Source organism: Nocardioides salarius (assembly GCF_016907435.1).
Lineage (GTDB): Bacteria > Actinomycetota > Actinomycetes > Propionibacteriales > Nocardioidaceae > Nocardioides > Nocardioides salarius.
On the sequence record NZ_JAFBBZ010000001.1, the window covers coordinates 3,427,994 to 3,445,999 of the forward strand.

General features: G+C 74.4%; 15 protein-coding genes. 11 read left to right on the forward strand and 4 right to left on the reverse strand.

The features are described 5' to 3' along the window. Window positions 1-6 precede the first annotated feature (6 nt). On the forward strand, window positions 7-321 hold the full coding sequence (locus tag JOE61_RS16435) for an MGMT family protein (protein ID WP_193667225.1): 315 nt from the start codon (window positions 7-9) through the stop codon (window positions 319-321). Here the strand turns inward: JOE61_RS16435 and JOE61_RS16440 are convergent. From JOE61_RS16440 to JOE61_RS16450, 3 genes are read right to left on the reverse strand one after another with little or no spacing between them, the layout of a single operon-like run. Beyond that, window positions 293-1,699, reverse strand: coding sequence for a YlbE family protein (locus JOE61_RS16440; protein ID WP_193667226.1), 1,407 nt, complete (start codon window positions 1,697-1,699; stop codon window positions 293-295). The two genes, JOE61_RS16435 and JOE61_RS16440, sit on opposite strands and share 29 nt — an antisense overlap. Then, on the reverse strand, window positions 1,696-3,102 hold the full coding sequence (locus JOE61_RS16445; RefSeq protein ID WP_193667227.1) for an AllF/FdrA family protein: 1,407 nt from the start codon (window positions 3,100-3,102) through the stop codon (window positions 1,696-1,698). Before JOE61_RS16445 ends, JOE61_RS16440 begins: the two co-directional genes overlap by 4 nt. Further along, window positions 3,099-3,821, reverse strand: a complete 723-nt coding sequence (locus tag JOE61_RS16450) for an oxamate carbamoyltransferase subunit AllH family protein (RefSeq protein WP_193667228.1) — start codon at window positions 3,819-3,821, stop codon at window positions 3,099-3,101. Before JOE61_RS16450 ends, JOE61_RS16445 begins: the two co-directional genes overlap by 4 nt. A 101-nt stretch (window positions 3,822-3,922) precedes the next feature. Between JOE61_RS16450 and JOE61_RS16455 the strand changes: the two genes are divergently transcribed. Next, window positions 3,923-5,194 carry a PucR family transcriptional regulator gene (locus JOE61_RS16455; protein ID WP_193667229.1) on the forward strand — a complete coding sequence of 424 codons (1,272 nt, stop codon included), beginning with the start codon at window positions 3,923-3,925 and terminating at the stop codon, window positions 5,192-5,194. 67 nt (window positions 5,195-5,261) lie between these two features. Here the strand turns inward: JOE61_RS16455 and JOE61_RS16460 are convergent, their stop codons facing one another. Beyond that, complete coding sequence (locus tag JOE61_RS16460; RefSeq protein ID WP_307823061.1) at window positions 5,262-5,915, reverse strand: hypothetical protein; 654 nt, start codon at window positions 5,913-5,915, stop codon at window positions 5,262-5,264. Between the two features lie 138 nt (window positions 5,916-6,053). Between JOE61_RS16460 and JOE61_RS16465 the strand changes: the two genes are divergently transcribed. From JOE61_RS16465 to JOE61_RS16505, 9 genes are all read left to right on the forward strand, one after another. Continuing rightward, complete coding sequence (locus JOE61_RS16465; protein ID WP_193667230.1) at window positions 6,054-7,328, forward strand: HNH endonuclease signature motif containing protein; 1,275 nt, start codon at window positions 6,054-6,056, stop codon at window positions 7,326-7,328. A gap of 814 nt (window positions 7,329-8,142) precedes the next feature. Continuing rightward, a complete protein-coding gene (locus JOE61_RS16470) occupies window positions 8,143-9,576 on the forward strand; it encodes a uracil-xanthine permease family protein (RefSeq protein WP_204797264.1) in 1,434 nt (477 codons plus the stop codon). Between the two features lie 7 nt (window positions 9,577-9,583). Continuing rightward, window positions 9,584-10,498: an FAD binding domain-containing protein gene (locus JOE61_RS22600; protein ID WP_193667231.1), complete on the forward strand. Its 915-nt coding sequence runs from the start codon at window positions 9,584-9,586 to the stop codon at window positions 10,496-10,498. Beyond that, window positions 10,495-10,983, forward strand: a complete 489-nt coding sequence (locus JOE61_RS16480; RefSeq protein WP_193667232.1) for a (2Fe-2S)-binding protein — start codon at window positions 10,495-10,497, stop codon at window positions 10,981-10,983. The genes JOE61_RS22600 and JOE61_RS16480 overlap by 4 nt, the downstream gene beginning before the upstream one ends. Beyond that, on the forward strand, window positions 10,980-13,394 hold the full coding sequence (gene cutA / locus JOE61_RS16485; protein WP_193667233.1) for an aerobic carbon-monoxide dehydrogenase large subunit: 2,415 nt from the start codon (window positions 10,980-10,982) through the stop codon (window positions 13,392-13,394). Before JOE61_RS16480 ends, cutA begins: the two co-directional genes overlap by 4 nt. Continuing rightward, window positions 13,391-14,035 carry an SRPBCC family protein gene (locus tag JOE61_RS16490; RefSeq protein ID WP_193667234.1) on the forward strand — a complete coding sequence of 215 codons (645 nt, stop codon included), beginning with the start codon at window positions 13,391-13,393 and terminating at the stop codon, window positions 14,033-14,035. Before cutA ends, JOE61_RS16490 begins: the two co-directional genes overlap by 4 nt. 7 nt (window positions 14,036-14,042) lie before the next feature. Continuing rightward, entirely contained in the window at window positions 14,043-15,479 is a 1,437-nt protein-coding gene (locus JOE61_RS16495) for an amidase (RefSeq protein ID WP_307823063.1), read from the forward strand. Continuing rightward, entirely contained in the window at window positions 15,472-17,019 is a 1,548-nt protein-coding gene (locus JOE61_RS16500) for a SpoIIE family protein phosphatase (RefSeq protein WP_193667235.1), read from the forward strand. The genes JOE61_RS16495 and JOE61_RS16500 overlap by 8 nt, the downstream gene beginning before the upstream one ends. A 10-nt stretch (window positions 17,020-17,029) precedes the next feature. Continuing rightward, complete coding sequence (locus tag JOE61_RS16505) at window positions 17,030-17,995, forward strand: sulfotransferase family protein (protein WP_193667236.1); 966 nt, start codon at window positions 17,030-17,032, stop codon at window positions 17,993-17,995. Window positions 17,996-18,006 lie beyond the last annotated feature (11 nt).

An 18,006-nucleotide genomic window follows, 5' to 3' on the forward strand; every position in this document is an offset into this window, starting at 1 on the left:
CTCGCTGTGCGGCACCCGGAGGACTACGTCGAGGACGTGCTGACGTGCGTCGAGCAGGTGCCGCCGGGGCGGGTGACGACGTACGGCGCGATCGCCGAGGCCGTGGGTCGCTACGGCCCCCGTCGGGTCGGCAACGTGATGGCCGGCCACGGCGCGGCGGTGGCCTGGTGGCGGGTGGTGCGCGCCGACGGCTCGCTGCCGCCCAGCCACGACGGCGAGGCGCTCCAGGCCTACCTGGAGGAGGGCACGCCGCTGCGGCCCTCCGGGCGGGTCGACCTGGCGGTGGCGTTCTTCAGCCCCGGCCCTCCCGCGCGCGGCTGAGCTCGGCCAGCCGGGCCAGCGCGGCCGGGAAGACCTCGGCGGGCGGGGTGACCAGCCCGGCTCCGACCTGGCCGGTGCCGGCGACCCTGCCGGCCATGCCGGTGTTGATCTGCGGCAGCACCCCGGTGCGGCAGACCCGGGTGACGTCGATGCCGGTCGGGGTGCCCTGGAAGTCGAGCACCGGCACCGCCCAGCGGGTGTGCTCGGCCAGGGTGATCTCGTGCATCCGGCGGGTGGTGGCCAGGGCGTCGGGCACGCTGCCGCCCACCAGGCGCACGATCGCGGGGGCGGTGGCCATCGCGAAGCCGCCGATGCCGGCGGTCTCGGTGATGGCCGAGTCGCCGATGTCGGGGTTGGCGTCGTCGGGGCCGTAGTCGCCGAGGAAGAGCCCGTCGGCGACCTGGGCCGGGCCGGTGAACCACTCGTCGCCGGTGCCGGCGACCTGGATGCCGAAGTCGGTGCCGTTGCGCGCCATCGCCACGACCATGGCCGACCCCTCGGTGCCGCGGGCGGCGTCGAGGGCCAGCTTGCAGGCGGGCATGGCCAGGTTGAGGAAGAAGTGGTCGTTGCCGCCGACGAAGCGCAGCACGTCGGCGACGTCGGCGGCGCTGCTGCCGCGCTCGACGCCGGCCACCAGCGCCGGGGCCAGGTCGCGCAGCAGCATCAGGGTGCCGGCGCGGTTGCGGTTGTGCGCCTCGTCGCCCATCTGCAGCATCTGGGTCAGCACCCCGGTGACGTCGACCGGGCCCTGCTCGTCGCGCACCGCGCGCACCGCGCCCTGCAGCAGCGGGCCCAGCACGTCGCCCATCCAGCGCAGCCGGGCCAGCACCTCGGGGGAGTAGGCGCCGTAGCGCAGCACCTTGCCGAGTCCCTCGTTGAGGGTGCAGTGGGTGCGCCGGCCGGTCGCGGGGTCCTCGAGCACGAACATCCACATGCTCGGGGCGACCACGCCGGCCATCGGTCCGACGGCGTCGTTGTGGTGGCAGGGCTCCATCGTCGCCGCGCCCGACTCGAAGAGCGCGGGGGCGTCGTCGGGGTGCTCGACCAGCCCCTCGAGCACGGCCGCGCCCATCAGCGCTCCGCGCATCGGCCCGGAGGCCCGCTCCCAGGTCAGCGGCGGCCCGGCGTGCAGGAACCGGCCGCGCTCGAGCCCGAGCGCCTCGGCGGCCGGCAGCACGTCGACCAGCACCGCGGTGGTGTCGATGACGGCCTGCACGGCGCGGGCATCGGCCTGGGCGCGCAGCGGGTCGAGCGCCAGCGTGGCCAGGTCGGTCTCGGTGCCGGGCATCGGGGGCCGCCAGTCGACCCGGTGCACCCCGACGGCCTGGGCCTCGATGGCGTCGCCGAGCAGGCCGACCCCGACGGTGACGACCCTCATCGTGCTCCTCCAGTGAGCAGCGACAGCGCGCGTCGTGTCGCGCCTGCGTTGGACAGGTGCACCTCGGCGACCTCGGCGAGCGCGGCCCGCTGTGCCAGGAGGTCCTGCGGGTCGGCCAGGGTGCCGACCAGGGTCACCACGACCGGTCGGGCGGCGCCGGCCAGCACGCGCACCAGGGCGGAGGCGGGGTCGGGCTCGGCGCCGTGGCCCAGCACCACGTCGAGGAGCACCACGCCGGTGCGCGGGTGGTCGAGCGCGTGCGCGAGCTGCTCCAGGCGCAGGGCCGGGTCGATCATCGGGTGCGCCCGGCCCCGGGTCAGCGCGTCGTCGCCGTAGTCGACCACCTCGTGGGGCACCCCGGCCGCGCGGGCCAGCAGCTGCGCCTCCTGGGCCAGGGTGCCGCCGACGAAGAGCCCGCGCAGCAGCTCACCCCGGGTCTCGCGCAGCACCCGCCCCGCGACCGGCCACGTGGGCACCGGCACCCCCAGGTCGGCCAGCACCTGCTCGGCGACGGCGGTCAGGTCGGGGCGCCCGGGGCCCAGCAGCGCCGTGGTGACCGGGGTGCCCAACGTGTCGACGTACGACGCCAGGGCGCTCGCGACGTCGTCGTCGGGCGGCTTCGAGACCAGCACCACGCGGTCGACGCGCGGGTCGGCGTCGAGCCGGCGCAGCGCCTCGCGGGTGGCCAGCCCGCCCACCGCCGACCCGAGGTCGCGGCCACCGACGCCGAGCGCCCACGAGACGCCGACGCCGGCGTGGTCGAGGAGGGCGAGCAGCTGCTGGCAGCCGGTGCCCGAGGCGGCCACGATGCCGACCCGGCCCGGCCGGGTGACGTTGGCGAAGCCGAGGCCGACCCCGTCGAGCAGGGCGGTGCCGCAGTCGGGGCCCATCACCAGCAGGCCCCGCTCGGCCGCCGCCCGCTTGAGGGCGACCTCGTGCTCGAGCGGCACGTTGTCGCTGAAGATCATCACGTCGTGCCCGGCGGCGATCGCGTCGGCGGCCTCGACGACGGCTGACGCGCCCGGCACCGAGACGAGCACGGGGTCGTCGGGGTGCGCCTCGCGCAGGGCCGTGGCGGTGGTGCGCGGGGGTGCGGCCTGACCGGCGGCGGCCGGCCGCGTGGTGCGCAGCGCGAGGAGCGCGGCGTCGACCCCGGCCACCGCCGCCGCCAGCGTCGCCGGGTCGGGGTCGGCGAGGCGCAGCGCGACGACCATGTCGTTGGGCCCGGCGTGGGGCAGCTCGAAGCCCATCTCGGTGAGCACCTCGAGGTTGAGCGGGGTGGCCATCGCGACCTGGGCGGCCGTGACCCCCGGCAGCGCGGCCACCGTGCGGCTGACCTGCAGCAGGGCGACGGAGTCGGCGTAGGCGCTGCGCACCTCGACGTGCTGGACGAGGTGGCTCACGCGGCGGCTCCTGGGAGGTGGGGGACGCGGAGGGGCCGCCGCCCGAGCGCGCAGCGGGCACCGAGCAGGAGCGCGGCACCGGAGGTGTGGCCGACCGCGGTGAGGGCCGCGGCCCGCGCCGGCTCGTGGGGCCCGCCCCGGGCGGCCAGCCAGGCGCCCAGCTCGGGCAGGGTCTCGCCGAGCAGGGCGGCCTCGAGCAGCGTCGCGGAGAGCAGGGTCGTGCGGTGCAGGTGGGCGCGCACGAGGGCGTCGGTGCGCGGGGTCGGCGTGCCGGTGGCCCGGTGCGCGGCCAGCCAGCCGCACAGCAGGTCGTCGCCCTCGGGGGTCAGCCCGGCGCCGCGGCCGACGAGGGCGGCCACGTCGGGCGGGTCCGGCTCGGGGCCGCCACCGCCGAGGGTGGGCACGTTGGGCACGCTGGGGTCGTGCAGGCGACCGACGGCGACCGGTCGGCCGTCGAGCAGCAGCCGGCCCGCGCGCACCCGCACGTCGTCGAGGGCGAGGCCACCGAGCACGCCGGGGCCGAGCACGAGCGCGTTCGGCGGTCGCGACGCCGCGGGGTCGACGAGCCCGAGCGCCCAGCCGTCGAGGTCGACGTACGCCGCCAGGCGGGCGCGGTGCAGCAGTCGCAGCCCGTCGCCGGGCGGGGTGTCGGGGGAGGAGCGCACCCGGTCGAGCACGCGCGGCGCCGCGCTCACAGGGACGGTGTGGCGGGGGCTCACGACCATCGACGGTAGTGGTCGGGCTACGGTGCCTCCCATGTGAGGTTGTGCCAACGACGCGCACGGCTGGCCTCAGATTGTGCCAAGTGGCGGGAGACTGCATGGAGCCGGACGTCTCGACCGGTGCGCTGGCGCGCATCGACAGGCTGCACCGCGGGCTGACGCGGCTGGTGCTCGAGGGCGGCGACCTCGACGCGGTCGCGGGCGAGGTCGCGCGGGTGCTCGAGGTGGGTGTGCTGATCACCTCGACCGACGGTCGGGAGCGGGCCGCCGCGCTGCCCGCCTCGCTGCGCGCGTCGCTGGCCGAGGTCGACCTGCTGACGACCAGCGGGCGGGTGCGCGTGGAGCGGCTGGAGGGTCGTGCGGGCCCGGCGACCCGGGTCGGCGCCGGCGAGGCTCGCGGGGTGCGGGTCGTCGCGGGCGAGCACGACCTGGCCCGGCTGGTCGCGGTGCGCGCGCAGGGCCCGGTCGGCGACGACGACCTGGCGCTGCTCGAGCGGGCGGCCGACCTGACGGCGCTGGTGCTCACGCGGCAGGACGCGGTCGCCGAGGTCGAGCACAAGTACGCCGGCGACTTCCTGCGCGACGTCTTCCTCGGCCGCGCCGGCGACGACGGGTTCGTGGCCGACCACGCGGCCTCGCTGGGCTGGCGGCTCGAGGGGCCGACCGTGGTGCTGGTGGCCGAGATCGACCCCGCTCCCGGTCCCGACGCCGTGGCCGACCGGGTGGAGTGGCGCCGCTGGCAGGAGCGCTTCGCCGCCGCCTGGCGGCAGGTGCTGCGCGGTGTCGACGCCCGCATCCCCGTCGTGGACCTGTCCCACGAGGTCGTGGTGCTGGTGCCGCTCGACGCAGGTGCGACGAGCGACCTGCTGCCGGGCGAGGACGTCGTGCGCCGCGTGGTCGCCGCGGTCGCCGGCGACAAGGGTGGCGGCCGGCGGCCGTTCTCGGCGGGGGTCAGCCGCCCTGCCCCCGGGCTCGCCGAGCTGCCGGCGGCGTACGCGCAGGCCCGGCGGGCGGTCGACGTGGGGCGACGGGTGCGCGGCGGTGGCTCGACCACGTTCTTCGACCAGCTCGGCCTGCACCGGCTGATCGCGATGGTCCCCGACACCGCCGAGCTGCGCGCCTTCGCCGACGACGTGCTGGGGCCGCTGGCCCGCGACACCACCGAGGCGCTCGACCTGCGCGAGACCCTGCAGGTGCTGCTCGACACGAACTTCAACGTCGCCGAGGCCGCCCGCACCCAGTTCTTCCACTACAACACGATGCGCTACCGCGTCACCAAGCTCGAGCGCCTCCTCGGCCCTCTCTCCAGCGACCCCCACCTGCGCCTCGACGTCGCCGTCGCGCTGCGCGTGCTCGACGTCGCCGGCTGACGGCCGAGCAGTCACTTTCGCACCATCGACCAGTCACCGGCCAGGCGGTGGATCGGGGCGCGGCCGATCACGGCAGGAGCGCTGGCGTCCAGGGGTGCTGGGGCAGGGTCCGGCCCAGCGACTCGAGGAGCCAGGAGCGCCGTCGGTCGTCGAGGTGGGGCAGGGTGTTCCGGAAGTCCAGGTCGTCCTTGGCGCGCAGCCCCCGGGCCTTGTAGAGCAGCTGGATCTCGGGTTGCAGGTAGCGGACTCCGTCGCGCTCCCACAGGGCCTCGGACATCGGCATCCGGATCGACTCGTCGCGCTTGTAGACCCACTCCTGCGCGCTCCCCGGCGACAGCAGGATGTCGTACTCCCAGGGTTCGGTCGCCGAGCGCCTCGTCCAGACCTGGCCGCAGCCGGCTGGCAGTACGTCGTCGGCAGCAGCGGTGGGCGACTCGTGCGGGACCAGGGGGCTCAAGGCGCCACTGGCTGCCGCCCAGACGTCCAGGCGCCCGGCCAGGTGTCGTCTCAGGATCGGCAGGTCGTCGCGCAGGATGCTCGCGTCGGTGTCTGCATGCCCGCGGCTCACGTGGGTGAAGGCTTCGAGGGCCCAGCCACCGGCGATCCACCACACGCCGGGGTAGCCGTCGAGCAGGTCACGGAGGTCGTCCGGGGTCCGCGGAGCCCATGGGCCGTACAGCCTCGTGAGCTCGTCCTCGTGCAAGTCGTCGACTCCGCCCACGCGGACCAACCTACTGTCGCCACGGACGAGAACCCGGCCTCAACGCCGCCGGAAAAGATCCAAAAAGGTTCCGGTCGAGCTTGTGGAGAATCCCCTCTGACCTGCTGTTCTGTCGGTGGGCCCTGGGAGACTTCTCTCATGGCCACCACCGCGGCGCACCCCATCAACGGGGCGCTCGCGCGCATGCACTCGCTGCTCGACGAGCTCGCCGAGGTGTCGACCTGGTCGATGAGCCAGGCAGCGACGGCGGAGGCGTTGGTCGACTTATCGCAGCTCGAGGCGCGGGTGGTCGAGCTGAAGTCGCGGACCCTCGCCCACGCCGAGACGGTGGCGGTGGCGGAGACGAATGCGTCGCCGTCGGTGGCGGTGTGGCACTCCAACGCGACGCGGTCGACGAAGCGGGAGTCGTTCCGCCAGGTGCGCCTGGCTGAGGGGCTCGTCCGCTACGACGTGGTGCGGGAAGCGCTCGGTCGTGGCGATGTCATCGCGGAGCAGGCGTCGGTGATCTGCACGGCGCTCGATGAGCTGCCCGACGACCTGGACGCCGGTGTGTTGGAGCAGGCAACCAAGGCGCTGGTCGCGTACGCGGAGGTCCACGACGCCAAGGCGCTGCGGGTGCTGGGTCGACGCATCCTCGAAGTCGTGGCACCCGAGGTCGCGGAGGCATGGGAGGCCGAACAGCTCGAGCGCGAGGAGCGCGAGGCGGAGAAGTCGGCGGTGTTCCGGATGCGCGAGGACGGCCACGGCCGGATCAAGGGCTCGTTCACGGTGCCGCTACTGGCCGGCCAGATGCTGGAGCGGGCCCTGCTCGCCTTCGCCGCCCCCAAGCACCAGATCGCCAACCGCGCCACCGATGAAGGCGAGCACGAAGAGCAGAACGAGGCTCCGGTGCCGGTACGCCGCCCCACAGCGCAGCGGCTCGGTGCCGCGTTCGTCGAGCTCATCGAAAGGCTCGACCCCAAGGAACTACCCAAGGCAGGTGGCGTGAACGCCACCGTCGTGGTGACCATGACCCTCGACTCCCTCAAGGACGGCCTGGCGGCCGCCACCCTCGACACCGGTGACCGGATCAGCGCCGCCACCGCGAGGCGGCTGGCCTGCGAGGCCGGCGTCGTGCCCGTGGTGCTGGGAGGCAAGAGTCAGCCGCTCGACGTGGGCCGTGCGAAGCGGTACTTCACCCCGGCCCAGCGGGTCGCGATGGGCGTTCGTGACGGTGGTTGCACCGCTCGGGGCTGTGACGCCCCGCCGGCGATGTGCCACGCCCACCACGACGACCCGTGGTCGTGCCACGGACACACCGACCTGGCTCGGGGGCGCTTGTTGTGTCCCTTCCACCACCGCCGAATTCATGATCCGGAGTACGAGAGCGACGTCGGTGGCGACAACCAGGTCACTTTCCACCGGCGGACGTAGGAGAGGTCTGCTCGGTTCTTGCGGGGTCTCGGCGTCGCTCGTCGCTGGCGCTCCTCCCTGCTCGACCAACGGTGCTGCCGCGCGTCCGTTGGTTGAGGAGGTTGCGCAGCAACCGTCTCGAAACCCGGTGAGCCCACGGCCTGCGACGAGCGGGCACCTCACGGGGTCTCGGCGTCGCTCGTCGCTGGCGCTCCTCCCTGCTCGACCAACGGCGTCGTTGGTTGAGGAGGTTGCGCAGCAACCATCTCGAAACCCGGTGAGCCCATGGCGTACGGCGAGTGGGCACCTCACCGGGTCTCGGCGTCGCTCGTCGCTGGCGCTCCTCTCTGCTCGACCAACGGTGCTGCGGCGCGTCCGTTGGTTGAGCAGCGAGGGCCGAAGGCTCGAGCGACGCCGAAACCGGGTGAGTCCATGGCGTACGGCGGGTGGTCGCGGTGGGCGGGCAGCTCATGGGGTCTCGGCGTCGCTCGTCGCTGGCGCTCCTCCCTGCTCGACCAACGGTGCTGCCGCGCGTCCGTTGGTTGAGGAGGTTGCGCAGCAACCGTCTCGAAACCCCCGCGACTCGACGGCCTGCGACGAGCGGGCAGCTCACGGGGTCTCGGCGTCGCTCGTCGCTGGCGCTCCTCCCTGCTCGACCAACGGCGCTGACGCGCGCCGTTGCTGCTGGCCGACAGCGGCTCGGCACGCCCGTGTGCCAGCGATTGCCGTCCATCGGGGGCCGCCTTCGGCGAGACTTGCCGACGAGACCGGCGGTGAGGTCTCACTAGGTTGAGGTCCCTCGTAGCGGGCGGGCCAGAGGAACAGAGGTGACGTGATGTCGATGTTCAGGTGGACCGTGGTCAAGCCCGGGCAGGGCGAGGCGGTGGCACCCGACGAGCGGCTCGACTGGGGACGCACCGCCGGGATCGGTGCCCAGCACGTCGTGGCGATGTTCGGCGCGACCTTCGTCTTCCCGCTCATCATGGGGCTCAACGCCAACCTCGCGATCATGATGAGTGGCATCGCGACGATCTGCTTCCTGCTGATCGTGCGCAACAAGGTGCCCAGCTACCTGGGCACCAGCGCCTCGTTCGTGGGCGGTGCGGCCGCGATCTACAACCAGGGCGGCGGCCCCTCCGACGTCACCGGCGCGATCCTCGTCTCCGGCGTGATCCTGGCGCTGGTCGGCCTGCTCATCCACGTCGCCGGCACCGGCGCGGTCAACGCCGTGCTGCCGCCGGTGGTCACCGGCGCGGTCGTGCTGCTCATCGGGTTCAACCTGGCCCCGGTCGCCACCTCGACCTACATGCCGGCCGACTACTGGATCGCCCTGCTGACGATGACCGCGGTGATCGTGATGGCCGTGGGGCTGCGGGGCTTCCTGGGGCGGATCGCGATCTTCCTCGGCCTGATCTTCGGGTACGTCGTCTCCTGGCTCGCCGACCTCACGCTCGGCCCGATCACCTCTGTCACCCCCGCCTCCGCCGGCGAGGCGGTCGAGCACGACCGCGTCGACTGGTCGCTGGTCTCCTCGGCCGACTGGTTCGGCTTCCCGCCCGAGACGACCTCCGACGCGGTCGGCTGGCACCTGCCCTCCTTCTCCATCACCTTCACGCTCCTGGTCATCCCCGCCGTCATCGCGCTGGTCGCCGAGAACGTCGGGCACGTCAAGGCCGTCGCCGAGATGACGGGGCGCGACCTCGACCCCGAGATGGGCCGCGCGGTCGGCGCCGACGGCGTCGCCACGGTGATCGCCACCTCGATCGGCGGCTCGCCGACCACGACGTACGCCGAAAACATCGGCGTGATGGCCACGACCCGGGTCTACTCCACGGCCGCCTACTACGTGGCCGCGGTGACCGCGATCCTGCTCGGTCTGGTCCCCAAGTTCGGGGCGATCGTCAACGCCACCCCCGCTGCCGTGCTGGGCGGCATCACCCTGGTGCTCTACGGGATGATCGGCCTGCTCGGCGCGAAGATCTGGAAGGAGAACGGGGTCGACTTCGGCAACCCGGTCAACCTCGTCCCGGTCGCGGCGGGCCTGGTGATGGGCATCGGCCTGGGCACCGACCAGTTCTTCCCGGTCACCGACGACTTCACCCTCGGCGGCATCGCCGCCGGCACCATCATCATCGTCGCGGGCTACCACCTGGCCCGGGCCATCGCCCCGCCCGAGCCCGACGGCACGATGCTCTCGGTCGGTACCGAGGGCGTGCACCACGACGGCCCCCAGGCCCACCCCGACGCCGAGGGCAGGCACCGCGGGTGAGCCCGACGTGAAGCCCGCCCCCGTCGGCTACGTGCGACCCAGCAGCCTCGAGGAGGCCTGCCGGGCGCTGGCGGACGACCCGGAGGCCAAGGTGCTGGCGGGTGGGCAGAGCCTGGTGCCGCTGCTGTCGATGCGCCTCGCCGCGCCCAGCAGCCTCGTCGACATCAACGCGCTCCCCGGGCTGGCCGAGGTCGAGGTGCTCGCCGGGCCCGACGGGACCGACGGGGGAGTGCGGGTCGGGGCGCTGGTGCGCCATGCCGACCTGCTCGCCCACGACGGCGCGGCCAGGGCCCAGCCGCTGCTGCGGATGGCGCTGAGCCACGTCGCCCACGCCCCGATCCGCAACCGCGGCACCACGGTCGGCTCGCTGGTGCACGCCGACGCGGCGGCCGAGATGCCGGCGGTGCTGGCGCTGCTCGGCGGCTCCGTCGAGGTGCTCTCCACCCGGGGTGCCCGCACCGTGGCCGGCGCCGACCTCGTCGTCGGCCCGCTGGAGAGCTCGCTGGCCCACGACGAGATCGCCACCTCCGCGTGGTTCCCCGCGCTGGCTGCCGGCCAGGGCGCCGGGTTCGCCGAGATCTCGCGCCGCCAGGGCGACTACGCGCTGTGCGGCGTGGCCGCGCTGGTCCGTCTCGTCGACGGGTACGTCGTCGAGGCGCGCGCGGCGTACCTCGCGGTCGACGACACCCCCACCGTCGTCGACCTGCTGCCGGCCCTGGCCGACGGGACCGACGGGACCGACGGGACCGACGGCGCGCACCTCGACGCCGCCGCCGACCTGGCGCTCGCCGCGCTCTCGCCGTGCGGCGACATCCACGCCACCGCGCAGTACCGTGCCCACCTCGCCCGGGTCCTGACCACCCGGGTCGTGCGCGAGGCCGTGCGGCACGCCGGCGAGCGCGGGGAGAGGAGCGCTACATGAGCGAGGAGCTCCACGAGGTCCACCTCGTGGTCAACGGCACGACGTACGACGCGCGGGTGCCCGCCCGGCGCCTGCTCAGCGACGCGCTGCGCCACGACCTCGGGCTGACCGGCACCCACGTCGGCTGCGAGCACGGGGTCTGCGGCGCCTGCACCGTGCTGCTCGACGGGCGCCCGGTGCGGGCCTGCCTGCTGCTGGCGGTCACCGTCGACGGCCACGAGATCACCACCGTCGAGGGGCTCGCCGGCCCCGACGGCACCCTGAGCGCGGTGCAGGAGGGCTTCGCCCAGTGCCACGGCCTGCAGTGCGGCTTCTGCACGCCGGGCTTCCTGACCACGGTCACCGCGGGCCTGCGCGACAACCCCGACCCCTCCCACGAGGAGGCCCGCGAGATGGTCGCGGGCAACCTGTGCCGCTGCACGGGCTACCAGAACATCGTGCGCTCGGTGGAGCGCGCGGCCGAGCTGGCCCGGGAGCGGTCGTGACGACGCGGCTGACGGGCACGCCGGTGCAGCGCACCGAGGACCGGCGCCTGCTCACCGGCACCGGCCGCTTCGTCGACGACGTGCTGGTGGGCCCGGGCACCCTGCACGCCGCCGTGCTGCGCAGCCCGCACGCGCACGCACGCATCGTCGACATCGACGTCGACGCCGTGCTCGACCTCGAGGGGGTGCACCTGGTCTGGACCCACGAGGACCTCGCGGCCCTGTCGGCGCCGCTGGCCGACCCGCTGCCGCTGCTGATCCCGCACCCGGCGCTGACCCACGGACGCACCCAGCACGCGCTGGCCCGCGAGGAGGTCAACCACGTGGGCGAGGCGGTCGCGTTCGTGGTCGCCGACGACCGCTACGTCGCCGAGGACGCCGTCGAGCGGATCCGGGTGACCTGGGAGGTGCTGCCCCCGGTGGTCGGTCTCGAGCAGGCCCGCGCCGGTGAGCGGCTGGTGCACGACGACGTGCCCGGCAACGTCGGCGCCCGTCTCGAGCAGGGCACCGCCGACGCGCGGACGATGGCCGCCGCCCTCGACGCCGCGCCCCACCGGCTCAGCCTCGACCTCGAGGTCGAGCGCTCGGCGTGCACCCCGCTCGAGGGCCGCGGCACGGTCGCGCGCTGGGACCCCGACTCCGACCGGCTGCAGGTGTGGACCTCGACCCAGACCTCCACCGGCGTGCGGGCCGCGGTGGCCGCCAGGCTGGGCCTCGACCTGGGCCAGGTCGACGTGATCACCCCCGACGTCGGCGGCGGGTTCGGGGTCAAGATCAACCACCCGTGGCCCGAGGAGCTGCTGGTGCCGGCGGCCGCGCGTGCGCTGGGCCGGGTCGTGAAGTTCACCGAGGACCGCCGCGAGCACTTCGTGGCCTCCGCCCACGAGCGCGGCCAGCTCCAGCACGTCGAGGTCGGCTTCGACGACGACGGGCGGCTGCTGGCCCTCGACGTGGAGCTCTGGCACGACCACGGCGCCTACACGCCCTACGGGCTGATCGTGCCGATCATCACCAGCACCCAGCTGCTCGGGCCCTACAAGCCCGAGCTCTACCGGGTGGTCTTCGAGTCGCTCTACACCAACACCACGATGGTCACGCCCTACCGCGGCGCCGGGCGCCCGCAGGGCTGCTACGCGATGGAGCGCACCATGGACGCGATCGCCGCCCACCTGGGCCGCGACCGCACCGAGGTGCGCGCCGCCAACTTCATCCAGCCCGACGAGTTCCCCTACGACCAGGGCCTGGTCTTCCAGGACGGTCGTGAGCTCGAGTACGACTCCGGCGACTACCCGGCGCTGCTCGAGAAGGCCAAGGCGCTGGTGGGCTGGGACGACTTCGAGACCTTCCGGGCCGAGATGGCCGCCCAGGGGCGCCGGGTCGGCATCGGCCTGGCCTGCTACGTCGAGGGCACCGGGGTGGGTCCCTACGAGGGCGCCCACGTGCACGTCGAGACCAGCGGCAAGGTCAAGGTCGCCACCGGCCTGACCACCCAGGGCCAGGGCCACCAGACCGTCTTCGCCCAGCTCGTCGCCGACGAGCTCGGCTGCCGCTTCGAGGACGTCGAGGTCGTCACCGGCGACACCCGCCGGATGCCGTACGCCGTGGGCACCTTCGCCTCGCGCGCCGCGGTGATGAGCGGCTCGGCGATCCACCTGGCCGCCAGGCGCACCAAGGAGAAGGCGCTGCGCATCGCCGCCGAGGCGCTCGAGGCCGACGAGGCCGACCTCGAGATCGTCGAGGGCAGCGTGCGGGTCAAGGGCTCGCCCGGCTCGGCCATCGACCTCGGCACCGTCGCGGTGCTCTCCAACCCGCTGCGCTACGCCTTCGACGAGGCCTCCAAGGCCGCCACCCAGTTCTCCGTCGGCGACCCCGGCCGGCCGCCGGTCGCCGAGGACGACGAGCCGGGCCTGGAGGGCAAGGACTTCTACAGCCCCGAGCGGGCCACCTTCGCCTCCGGCATCCACGCCGTGGTCGTCGAGACCGACCCCGACACCGCCGAGATCCGCGTGCTGACCTACGCCGTCGTGCACGACTGCGGCACGCTCATCAATCCCATGATCGTGGAGGGGCAGATCCACGGCGGCGTGGCCCAGGGGGTCGCGGGCGCGCTCTACGAGCGGATGGCCTACGACGAGTCGGGCCAGCTGCTCAACGCCTCCTTCATGGACTTCCTGATGCCCTACGTCACCGAGGTCCCCGACGGGATCGCGATCGACCACCAGGAGACCCCGAGCCCGCTCAACCCCCTGGGCATCAAGGGCGCCGGCGAGGCCGGGGTGATCCCCTCGGCCGCGGTCTTCGCGGCCGCGATCGAGGACGCCGAGGGCATCCCGGTCACCCGGATGCCGATGTCGCCCTCCGACCTCTTCGACCTCAGGAACGCCCACCAGCGACAGGAGCACCCCTCGTGAGGATCAGCGCAGAGCACCTGGTGGCGCAGCCGGTGGCGCGGGTGTGGGAGGCCCTGCTCGACCCGGTCGTGCTCGTGGGCACCATCCCGGGCTGCTCCCGCCTCGAGCGTCTCGCCGGCGCCGACGGCGAGCACGCCTACGCCATGACCGTCAACGCGGGCGTGGCCGCCATCAAGGGCACCTACGACGGCACCTGCACCCTGCGCGACCTCGTCGAGCACGAGTCGCTGACCATGCACCTGCAGGGCGCGGGCGCCCCGGGCACCGTGGACGCGCGGGTGGCGGTGCGCTTCGAGGACGCGGACGGCGGCACCCGGATCACCTACGACGCCGACGCCACCGTGGGCGGGATGGTCGGCGGGGTCGGCCAGCGGATGCTGACCTCGGTGTCGCGGCGGATGGCGGGGGAGTTCTTCGGCAACGTCGCGACCGCGCTGGCCGGCGGCCCCACCCCGGCCGCGGTCGCACCGAGCGTCGCCGGCGCCGCCGAGCGCGAGCAGCCGGGCACCGTCTACACGACCACCGGCCCGGGCCCGGACGCGTTCGCCGCGGGCAACGCCTTCTGGCAGGGCGTCGCGACCGGAGCCGGACTGGTGCTCCTGGGGGTGTTCGCGGGCGCACGCTGGACTCGTCGGCCATGATCAGGGGGTGAGCAGCCAGCAGCCCGCCCCCGACCTGGGCGTCCACTCCAGCGCCCGGGCGATGGCGGCGGCCGTGCGCAGCCGCCGGATCTCGGCCCGCGAGCTGCTCGAGCTGCACCTGGAGCGCATCGAGGAGCGCAACCCCGAGCTCAACGCGGTCGTCAACCTCGACGTCGAGCGGGCCCGGGCCGGGGCCGCCGCGGCCGACCAGCACCTGGCTCGCGGCGGGCCCCTGGGGCCGCTGCACGGGCTGCCCTTCGCCTTCAAGGACACCCACGCGGTGGCCGGCTGGCCGACCACCTACGGCTCCCGGCTCTTCGCCGACCACGTGCCCCAGCACGACGAGCTGCTCGTCGAGCGGGTGCGCCGCGCCGGCGTGGTGGTCGTCGGGCGCACTAACGTGCCGGAGTTCGCCGCCGGGTCGCACACCTTCAACCGGCTCTTCGGCACCACCCGCAACCCCTACGACCCCAGCCGCAGCGCCGGCGGCTCCAGCGGCGGGGCCGCGGCCGCGCTGGCCAGCGGCATGGTGCCGCTCGCCGACGGCTCCGACATGGGCGGCTCGCTGCGCAACCCCGCCTCGTTCTGCGGCGTCGTCGGGATGCGCCCCAGCCTGGGCCGGGTGCCCGAGTGGCCGCTGTACAACCAGTGGGAGACCACGTCGGTCGGGGGACCGCTGGCCCGCGACGTCGGCGACCTCGCCCTGCTGCTCTCGGTCATGGCCGGCCCCGACCCCCGTGCGCCGATGGCCCTGGGCGACCCGGGGCACCTCCTCGCGGCTCCGCTCGAGCCCACCCCCCGCGCCCTGCACGGGCTGCGGGTGGCCTGGTCGCTCGACCTCGGCGGCGCCTTCGCCGTCGACGAGGAGGTCGCGGTCGTCACCGAGCAGGCCGGCCGGCTGATGGCGCGCCACGGCGCCCGGGTGCACGGCGCCCACCCCGACCTCGCCGAGGGCGACGACACCTTCCGCACCCTGCGCGCCTGGCACCTGCACGCCAAGCTCGGGCCGCTGCTCGCCGAGCACCCGGGCGAGCTCAAGGCCAGCCTCGCCGACAACATCCGGGCGGGCGCGCCGCTGAGCGGCACCGACGTGGCACGCGCCTACACCCAGCGCACCACCCTCGGCGAGCGGATGCGCCAGTTCTTCACCCAGCACGACCTGCTGGTGCTGCCGGTCTCGCAGGTGGCGCCGTTCCCCGCCGAGCAGGAGTACCCCACCCAGGTCGCCGGGCGACCGATGGGCTCCTACCTCGACTGGATGCGATCGGCCTACCTGGTCAGCGTCACCGGGTGCCCGGCGATCGCGGTGCCGGCCGGCCGCACGCCGGACGGCCTGCCCGTCGGGGTGCAGCTGGTGGGCCCGCACGGCAGTGACCGGCGCCTGCTCGAGGTCGCGGCCGCCTTCGAGGCGGCGGCCGCCTCCAAGGGCGGCGGACATGGCTGAGGACCCGCTCTTCGAGCTCGCCGGCCCGCTGCGAGCGGCGTACGCCGGCATCGACTGGGAGGCCACCGGTCTCGGCGAGCCCTGCACCTGGAGCCCGGCGCTGCGCAGCACCCTGGCCCTGGCCCTCGAGACCCGGTTCGCGATGGCGCTCTTCTGGGGCCCCGACCTGGTGCTGCTCTACAACGAGGCGTTCGTCCAGCTGATCGCCGACAAGCACCCCGCCGCGCTCGGCCGACGCACCCAGGACGTCTTCGCCGAGGCCTGGGACCAGATCGGGCCGATGATGCGCTCGGTCGTCGAGGACGCCGCCCCCACCTGGGTCGTCGACGCCGAGGTGCCGCTCCAGCGCTCGGGCTTCCTCGAGGAGTGCTACTTCACCTTCTCCTACTCTCCCGTGCGCGGCCCCGAGGGCCGGGTCGAGGGCGTCGTCGACATCGTCACCGAGACGACCCGCCAGGTCGTGGCCCGGCGCCGGCTGCAGGTGCTGACCCGCCTCGACCAGGCGCTGGCCGGGGTCTCGAGCGCCGCCGCGCTGGTCGACCTCGCGGTGCGCGAGCTGCGTGAGGACCCCGGCGACCTCCCCGAGGTCGTGGTCTGCAGCGGCGCGCTGGCCGACCCCGTGGTGCTCGAGAGCGTCGGTGGCCCCGGCCAGGGCACCCTGGCCCGGATCGCCCTGCCCGCGCCGGACCCCCGCGCGGCCCAGCACCACCTCCGGCTGCGGCTCAGCGACCGCCTGGCGCTCGACGGCGAGTACGTCGACTTCCTGCGCTCCCTGGCCGGGGCGCTGCAGCAGTCGCTCGAGCTGCTCGCCGCGCGCGAGAGCGACCGTCAGCTCTCCGAGGCGCTGCAGCGCAGCCTGCTGACCCGCCCCGCCCACGGACCCGCGCTGCAGGTCGCGGTGCGCTACCAGCCCGCCGCCGAGAAGGCCCGGGTCGGCGGCGACTGGTACGACGCCTACGTGCTGCCCGACGGCGCGCTCGCGGTGATGGTGGGCGACGTCGCCGGCCACGACCAGGACGCCGCGGCCGCCATGGGCCAGCTGCGCAACCTCACGCGCGGGGTGGCCTACAGCGCCCGGCTGGCGCTGCCCGCCCGGGTGCTCAGCGACCTCGACCGGGCGATGGCCGGCCTCGGCGTCGACGAGGTCGCCACCGCCGTGCTGGCCGTGGTCGAGGACGGCGGCCCCGACGGCCAGCTGCTGCACTGGAGCAACGCCGGCCACCCGCCGCCGGTGCTGGTGACCGCCGAGGGGACGGCGCGGCTGCTGGAGGAGGTCCCCGACCTGCTCCTGGGGCTCGACCCCGACACCCCCCGTGCCGACCACCGGCTGCGGCTGCGCCCCGGCGACACCCTGCTGCTCTACACCGACGGCCTGGTCGAGCGCCGCGACGCCGGGCTCTCCGACGGCCTGGCCTGGCTGGTGGAGGCGGTGAGCGGCTGGGGCGGCACGGACCCCGAGGACCTCTGCGACCACCTGCTCGACGCGGTGGGCGAGCACGAGGACGACCTGGTGCTGCTGGTGCTGCGGGCCCGCGCCTGACCGTCCGGCGGTGCGGTTGTCGTATGCTCGCCAACCGTCCGGGAGGCACCCCGGGCGCACCGCGAGGAGGCACACGATCACCGCACCCAGCGCCGCCCAGGCCACCGGCGAGGCACCCCACGGCACCGTCCCGATCGGGCTGGTCCTCGGTGGTGTGCAGAAGGCCGCCACCAGCACGCTCTACCGCGTCCTGGTCAGCCACCAGCACATCACCCGCGCCCCGCAGAAGGAGTGGCACTTCTTCGACGACGACTCCCTCGACTGGGAGCGCCCCGACTTCAGCGGCTACCAGGTCGCCGTCCGCTCGGCGCGCTCGAAGGCGACGATGGGCGTCGACGCGACCCCGTCGTACCTCTTCTGGCCCGGGGCGCTGGAGCGGATCCACGCCTGGAACCCCGACGTGCCGCTCATCTTCTGCTTCCGCGACCCGATCGAGCGCGCCTTCTCGCACTGGGTGATGAACTGGACGCGCCGGCTGCCCGCCGAGGAGCGGATCACCTTCGCCGAGTCGGTGCGCATCGACTTCGACCCCTCGTGGGTCGGCAGCCGCCCCGAGGGCTGGGACGCCAAGTCGCTGCGCACCCGCACCGTGGTCGCCCGCGGCTTCTACGGCGCCCAGCTCGCCCGCGTGCACTCGATCTTCCCCCGCGAGCAGGTGCACCTGGTCGACTTCCACCAGATGGTCCGGGCCCAGCACGACACCGCCGAGGACCTGGTGGCGCGCCTGGGGCTGCCGCCGTACAAGAAGCGCTTCGAGCCGCTGGCCCGCAGCGCCTCGCAGACCGACTTCGAGGCCGACGCGCCGACCGCCGACGACATCGCGGTGCTGCGCGACCGCTTCGCCGACGACCACCGCGCCTTCAGCGAGGCCTCGGGCCTCGACACCTCCGGGTGGACGACCAGCCGGCTGCTGGCCGACGAGATCACGCCCGGCGACGTCGCCGAGAAGCTCGGGCGCAAGGCCGGCCTGCTCTGACGCCGGATCGG